4 protein-coding genes are annotated in these 5,141 nt (G+C 68.7%); 1 reads left to right on the top strand and 3 read right to left on the bottom strand.

The genetic code is table 11. The features are described 5' to 3' along the window. Window positions 1-124: 124 nt before the first annotated feature. Both AC08OJ_RS18415 and bioB read right to left on the bottom strand, forming a co-directional pair. A complete protein-coding gene (locus tag AC08OJ_RS18415; protein WP_476596387.1) occupies window positions 125-730 on the bottom strand; it encodes a type II toxin-antitoxin system antitoxin SocA domain-containing protein in 606 nt (201 codons plus the stop codon). A gap of 239 nt (window positions 731-969) precedes the next feature. After that, window positions 970-2,067 (bottom strand): biotin synthase BioB, encoded by a 1,098-nt coding sequence (gene bioB / locus AC08OJ_RS18410; RefSeq protein ID WP_476596386.1) that lies wholly within the window; start codon window positions 2,065-2,067, stop codon window positions 970-972. Between the two features lie 381 nt (window positions 2,068-2,448). Here bioB and idi point away from each other — a divergent pair, with 381 nt between their 5' ends. Next, window positions 2,449-3,111 (top strand): isopentenyl-diphosphate Delta-isomerase, encoded by a 663-nt coding sequence (idi, locus tag AC08OJ_RS18405; RefSeq protein ID WP_476596385.1) that lies wholly within the window; start codon window positions 2,449-2,451, stop codon window positions 3,109-3,111. Window positions 3,112-3,301: 190 nt separating this feature from the next. On the opposite strand, the gene AC08OJ_RS18400 is transcribed toward idi, so the two are convergent. Continuing rightward, window positions 3,302-3,865 carry a hemerythrin domain-containing protein gene (locus tag AC08OJ_RS18400; RefSeq protein WP_476596384.1) on the bottom strand — a complete coding sequence of 188 codons (564 nt, stop codon included), beginning with the start codon at window positions 3,863-3,865 and terminating at the stop codon, window positions 3,302-3,304. Window positions 3,866-5,141: the final 1,276 nt, after the last annotated feature.

Genomic DNA, 5,141 nt, shown 5'->3' with positions numbered 1-5,141 from the left:
CTATCCCCCAGCTCAGCGTAGCGAAGGCCGGAGATCTGCTGTTCGATGTCGGCGAGCGCATCAGGATCATGTATGTCGAGCCGGTTCCGCAGGCACTCGGTGCCCGGCCAGCAGTACGGGTCGCTCACTGGTCGAGGCCGCGCCCCCTGTGACGGGCGAGCATTTCCGCGACAGCCTCATCGGCTGTGCACGTCCCTGACGCTACCTGCCGGAGTCGAGCCTGCGTATCAGGCGAGAACTCGTGGCCCTCCAGACGCGCGTTGCCGACCGCAGCCGAGACGGCTTTGTCGACTGATATCCTCAGCCAAGCGTAGTAGTCCGCCATGATCGTTGGCTCTATGGGCTCGTTAGACGACTCCCCCTCCGGCAACCCTGCACGCGCCAGCCGCCACGGCGCCTCCACCTGCGTCATCCGCAACAGTTCGTCGCCACTGAAAGACCCGTACTTTTGCAGCACCCACTCGATGGTCCGAGTCGCCTGGGGCCCGAGTCGACGGGGATCCCCCGCTGGCCATGAGCTGACGCAGAAGCAGCCGCGGTGCTTCTCGAAGAGCGCCCATACCACCGGACCGTTCGACCAGGCCTGAACCTCTTCGTCGAAGAGATTCACGCGATGGTTGGCGAGATGCCATGCCTGCGAGTAGTAGACCAGCTTCTGCAAACGCCAGGTGGCCATCATCCCGAGTCGCGCGAGGATGAAGGCGGCAACATCATGGACGTTCTCGGCCATACCCTCACCTCCCTCGGACTCTGCGCACCGAGCGCACCGAGCAATACCCTGTACTGAAATATTTTACGCGCGCAGGGCAGGGGGCATCGCGCCTTGCCCCACGCGGGACCGCTCTTTCGAACCAGATCTGGTCGCCGAGGCCCAGGCACTCATGCTCGTTCTGGGCATACCGGGCCCGGCCAGCCCAGCCAGGCGAACGTCCACTTGATCATCCGCCGGCCGGGCGGTGGATGCCGGGATCAGGCGTTGGGCGGCAGGGCGGTGCCGGCACCGCGCTGACGCAGCGCGACCCGCTCCGGGCCCGCGCCCGCGGCCACAGCCGCCTCGGTATCGGTGTCGGCGTCGAGACCTTCCACCGTGAATCCCGCCTCGGCGATCATCTTCAGGTCCTGGTGGCCCTCCTGGCCCTCACTGGTCAGGTAGTCACCGAGGAAGATGGAGTTCACCACCGAGAGGGCGAGGGGCTGCATCGAGCCGAGATGAATCTCCCGGCCGCCCGAGAGCCGCACCTCGGCCGTGGGGTTGACGAACCGGACCATGGCGAGAATGCGCAGGCACTGCCGGGGGTTGAGGTTCCACTCCGCGCCCAGGGGCGTGCCCTCGAATGGCATGAGGAAGTTGACCGGGATGGAGTCCGGGGCCAGCTCCCGCAGCGCGAAGACGACGTTGACGAGGTCCTCGTCGCTCTCCCCCATGCCGGCGATGATGCCCGAGCAGGGTGAGAGGCCGGCATGCCTGGCTTCCTGCACCGTGTCAACCCGGTCGTTGTAGGTGTGCGTCGTGCAGACGTCTGCGTACTTCTCACCGGCTGTGTTCAGGTTGTGGTTGTAGGCGTCCGCACCGGCCGCCCGCAGCCGTGCGGCCTGCCCGTCGGACAGCAGGCCGAGGCACGCGCACACTTCCACGCCCGGATGTGCGGTCTTGATCGCGCCGACCGTGTCCGCCACGCGGTCGACGTCCCGGTCCGTCGGCCCGCGGCCGCTCGCGACCAGGCACACCCGGCGGGCACCGCCCGAGATGCCGGCACCGGCCGTCGCGGCGGCCTCCTCGGGCTTGAGCCAGGTGTACTTCAGGATTCCCGTGTTCGAACCGAGCCGCTGCGAGCAGTAGGAACAGTCCTCCGGACAGAGCCCGCTCTTGAGGTTCACCAGGAAGTTCAGCTTGACACGCCTGCCAAAGTACCTCCACCGGAGCCGGTAGGCGGCGGCGATGACATCCATGAGCTCGTCGTCGTCACTGCGCAGGACGGCTAGGGCCTCGTCCCGGGTCGGGGCCCGACCACTCACCCCCTTGCTGACAAGGCTGTTCAGGGTGGCTGACAGGTCCATGTCCGTCATCCTCGATCCTCTGCTGGCACGGCGGGCACTGGCGGGCACTGGCGGGCGGCGGAAACCTGCAGGTGATCGTCCTTCCGCCACGCCCACACTCTCATCGTTACCTTGATCGGAACCAGCAATCGCCCATGCCGGGGCGGGGGTACGGCCGGGGTTACCCGGACGTGGACGTGGCCGACCGGCGCCGGCGGGCAGGATGGGGAGGAAGGGGAGGATGGGTATGTGGCGACTGGATCCCGGTGGAGGAAAACGACACGTGCGCGTTGGGCGACAGCGTCGCCGGCGCCCGCCCCACAGCCACCCGCGCCCACCCCACACCGACCGGACCAGCGACTGGACCTTCGAGTGGAAACTGGACCTTCGACCGGAAAGTGAGGCCCACCAGTGAGCCCGCAAGGATCCGACTCCGACGTCGTGACGGTGCCGCGTGACGCGGCGTCATCACAGACGGTGTCGCGTGAGACCGCGCCGGTCCCGCCCGCCGCCGACGAGGTCGTGCTCCTCGACGCCGAACGCCGCCCCTGCGGGACGGCGCCGCGGATCGCCGTGCACGGCCTCAACACCCCCCTGCACCTGGCGTTCTCGTCCTACCTTTTCGACCCGGCCGGCCGGCTGCTCGTCACCCGCCGAGCGCTCGACAAGCGGACCTGGCCGGGAGTATGGACGAACAGCTGCTGTGGGCATCCCCGCCCAGGCGAGGACCTGGCGCGGGCCGTCGAGCGCCGGGTGGGCCAGGAACTCCGCCTGGAGCTGACCGACCTGCACTGCGCGCTGCCGGACTTCGCCTACCGCGCCACCGCCGCCGACGGTCTCGTGGAGAACGAGGTCTGCCCGGTCTACGTGGCGCGGGCGCTCGGGGACCCGGATCCGGACCCGGCCGAAGTGGTCGAGTGGCGCTGGGTCGAGTGGGACGACTACCGCCGGGTAGCCGCCGCCGCGCCCTGGGCGCTGAGCCCCTGGTCGGTCGACCAGATGGCGGCGTTCAGCGCGGCGGCCCATCCGCTGACCGCCGCGCTCTCCCTCGCCGACGGCGGAACCCACGCCTGAGCCGACCGTCCGGAGAGCCGGCCATCCGTCCTGTTCCAGAAGGCGTCCTGTTCCAGAAGGGTTGCCGTGCCGACGCTGACGCCCGGGGCTGCCGAACCGCGGATGGTCCCGGACGCCGCGCGACCGTCCGCCGCGGCGGCACCGCAACGCCCGCAAGCCGCACGGCGTCAGGTCACGGCACCCCGCCGCGTCACTTCACGGCGTCCCGGACATGGTCGATGATCGAGGCGATTGGGCCTACCGTCCACTGCTTGGCGGTCGAACCGGCGGCTGACGGGTGCGGATGGGTGGGAGCGAACTTCTCCGCCGTCCGGGGCCGATGGCCCATGCTTTCCAGCTGCCTGGCGTCGCAGGCTGCGTGCACCCGGGGGAACTCCTCATGCTCGGCGTGGTCGACAACGGCCCGTTCGAAGTCCGCCAGCTTCGCATCGAACTCGGCGCTACCGACATCCATCTTCTCCAGCGCCAGCAGCGTGCGGGTGGCCTCGTCCTCCTCGTGGTTGCGCGCCTCGGCCACCCGACTGTCGATCTTCTTCGTAACCGGCCGCACGATCATCTCCTCGGCGGTCTCGTGCGCGGCGAGCAAAGCCCGCAGCTCGTCGAACGCCCGGCGCTTGTGCTCGCCCGTCGCCGACTTCACGTCCGCGAACAGCTCGCGGATGCGGGCGTGCTGTTCGAGCAGTTCTCCCACGACGTCGTCGTGGGAGAACTGCGCCGCTCGGCCGCAGTCGAACCCAGCGTCATTGATCGGCATGATGTCCTCCTCATCACGGTCCGCCCATCGGGGACCTCGACGTCGGCGTGCCCCGAGAAGGCACTCGAAATCGCGCGGCATCGAGGACGCCCGACCGGCGGGGCCTAACCGACACGTTGGGCTCGTCAGCCTGCCCCGATCGGGGTACCGAGAGTGCCCCGATCCGGCCGGGTCAGCTCGCCGCCTACCGACGTCCCCAATCCGGGCCAGTACGAGGTAGCCATATAAACAGCCCCATGAGTAGCTCATCGTTCCTAGTAACCCGTCGGCGCGATGACGGTGAGTTGACGCCCGGGAGCACCTGCGCCGTCCGGTGAAGCCGCACCGGTCACGCCGCACCGGCGCGTACGATGGAATAACGCTAATGTCCTTCCAAAGACACGTATAGTGATAATCTCGGCGCCAAGGCTTGAGCCGAAGCTTGAAGCGAAGGCGACCAGCCGAGGCATGCCCCTCGCATCGCGGGATTCGGCCGGCGCCGTTGCCGGGAGGCAACGGCGCCCTCGGTCGGCAGGACCGGCTCAATACGATGCGCGTCGGGTCGATCACCCGGCCGGCCATACCGGACGGACGGACGGATACACCGTTCCGGCTATGGCCACAGGTCCCGCAATGGCCACAGGTCCCGCAATCTCCAGGCCTTTGGCCCCGACGGGGCCGCAGGGCCGCCGCATCCGGCGGATGATCGGACCAGGCCGCGGTTGCGGACCCGGGGCGGGCACCCGACCCGATTCCGGGCCGAGGCCCTGACCAGGCGAAGCAGCCAGCGTCTATGGCGTGTCATGAGGAGTCCGCAACCGGTCCGGATCTGCCGCGGACGGGCCGGCTGCAACGGGCCCGGAGCGGCGGGACGCCACGCGCCGTCTCCGTCCCCGTCACCGTGACGTTTCCGGTCCACCGGCGTGGGGGTGAAGAAATATCCGCGCGCCGCACTCGAGGGAGACGACGGCGCTCCGACCCGGGTTCCCCGGCAGAATTGGCTATGGTCCGCCACGCGATCTAATATCACCGAAGGCATTTCGCGCGCGGGCTCCGCGAACGCTCGACCGACAGCCGGACCAGATTTCGACCCGATATCACCGTAGCCGGGACACGGGCGCCGATCGGCGCTGGATCCACCAGCGGACTGGATCCACCAGCAGAAAAGGCGGGCAGAACGCCTGTCCGCTGCGTACCGACAGCCGGTCGGGACGCCGGGAAAACGATCGAGAAAACGCCCGGCCGCCCTTGACGGTGCGTGGTTGCCGAACCGGCCCGAGGGACTAGAGCCAATGCC

The organism is Frankia sp. CgKIO3 (assembly GCF_977946435.1).
Note: the sequence above shows the minus strand (reverse complement) of the source record. Positions and strands in the feature narration are given on the sequence as shown.